Origin of the sequence: Mycobacterium sp., assembly GCF_049281135.1 — a bacterium.
Lineage (GTDB): Bacteria > Actinomycetota > Actinomycetes > Mycobacteriales > Mycobacteriaceae > Mycobacterium.
Map to the genome: position 1 here is coordinate 1 of NZ_JBAPRN010000838.1, position 1714 is coordinate 1714.

Genomic DNA, 1714 nt, shown 5'->3' on the forward strand with positions numbered 1-1714 from the left:
GGTCGGCGACATCGCTCAGGTCGATGCCGAGGTCACGGCGTACGCCGGCCGAGGTCAGCTCCGCAGTTCGGCGCAGCCAGCGTGCGGGCCCGCCGAGGAACTGCCCGATCCCGTAGGCCCGGCGCAGATAGAGATGCGCGTCGTGCTCCCAGGTGATTCCGATGCCGCCGAGCACTTGGATGCAGTCTTTGGCGTTGGCCTTGGCGGCGTCGATCCCGATTCCCGCGGCGATCGCCGCGGCGATGGACAGCTGACGATGATCCCCATCATTGGCGGCGCGGGCAGCATCGGCGGCGGCCACCGCCACCTGCTCTGTCCGGCAAAGCATCTCGGCGCATAGGTGCTTGATCGCCTGGAAGCTGCCGATCGGTTTGCCGAACTGCTCGCGCACCTTGGCATAGGCGACGGCGGTGTCAAGGGTCCACCGGGTGATCCCCGCGGCTTCGGCGGACAGCACGGTGGCGGTCAGGTCAGTCACCCAGTCAGCGGGGGCGTCCAGCACCCCGGCCGGCGCAGAGGTGAGCACGGCACGAGCCAGCGGCCGGGAGAAGTCGCTGGCCTGCAGGGGCTCGACGACGACGCCTTCGGCAGTGGCGTCGACGAGTAGCCACCGGTCGCCGGCCGGCACCAACAGCAGACCGTCGACGACGCCGCCGAGCAGGAACGGCACGGTGCCCGAGGCCCGCGAAGCCGCCGCGTCGAATTCCACATCACTGCGTAGTGCGACTCCGGCCGTGCGCTCCCCCGCGGCGAGAGCCTCACGCAATTGCGGGTCGGACACCACGAGTGTGGCCAGCGCGGTGGTCGCCACCGGGCCTGGCACCAGGGCCCTGGCGGCCTCCTCGACCATCGCGCACAGGTCCTCGATGCTGCCGCCGGCCCCGCCGCACTCCTCGGGGACCGCGACGCCGAACAAGCCCAGCTCGGCCAGGCGAGCAAAGACCGGCCGCCAGGCTTTCGGCTCACCCTGCTCGATATCCCGGACCGCTGCGGTCGCCCCGGACCCGGCCGCCCAGTCGCGCACCAACTCCCGCGCCGCAAACTGTTCGTCGGTGATGGTCGTGGCCACCTGAACTCCTCGATCGACCGGAAAAGACGCTGCCGAGACGCAACGCACAGCACTAGAACGTGTTCTAATAGTGCCAGTGTTCGATCGTCAAGTCGAATGCCATCGCAGCAGGACATCCCGGTGTCCCGGCGGCACGGAGGTGGGAGATTCGCGCTCGGCGTGCGTATCGTTTCGAGCGAGGACGCGAGAAAGGGAGTTGTCCGTCAGATGTCGTCGCCAGCGAACTCCAACTCGGGGCAACCGCCGAGTTCGGCCCCTGCGCAACCTCGTGAGGTGATGAACGTGGCGGTATTGGCCGAGTCGGAACTCGGTTCCGAAGCACAGCGGGAACGTCGCAAGCGGATTCTGGACGCGACCATGGCCATCGCCTCCAAGGGCGGCTACGAAGCTGTTCAGATGCGTGCGGTCGCCGACCGCGCGGACGTCGCCGTGGGGACGCTGTACCGGTATTTCCCGTCGAAGGTGCATCTGCTGGTGTCCGCGCTGGGTCGCGAGTTCGAACGCATCGACGCCAAAACCGACCGCTCCGCGCTGAGCGGCGGAACGCCGTATCAGCGACTGAACTTCATGGTCAGCAAGCTCAACCGAGCGATGCAGCGCAATCCGCTGCTTACCGAGGCCATGACCCGCGCTTACGTCTTCGCC

General features: G+C 68.0%; 2 protein-coding genes. One reads left to right on the plus strand and one right to left on the minus strand.

All coding sequences use genetic code 11. The annotated features are described in order from the left end of the window. On the minus strand, positions 1-1069 hold a 1069-nt coding region (locus tag WAN02_RS33400; RefSeq protein ID WP_422269637.1), incomplete at its 3' end, for an acyl-CoA dehydrogenase family protein. A gap of 282 nt (positions 1070-1351) precedes the next feature. On the opposite strand from WAN02_RS33400, the gene WAN02_RS33405 reads away from it, so the two are divergent. After that, the coding region (locus WAN02_RS33405) for a TetR family transcriptional regulator (RefSeq protein ID WP_422269638.1) at positions 1352-1714 on the plus strand (363 nt) is incomplete at its 3' end.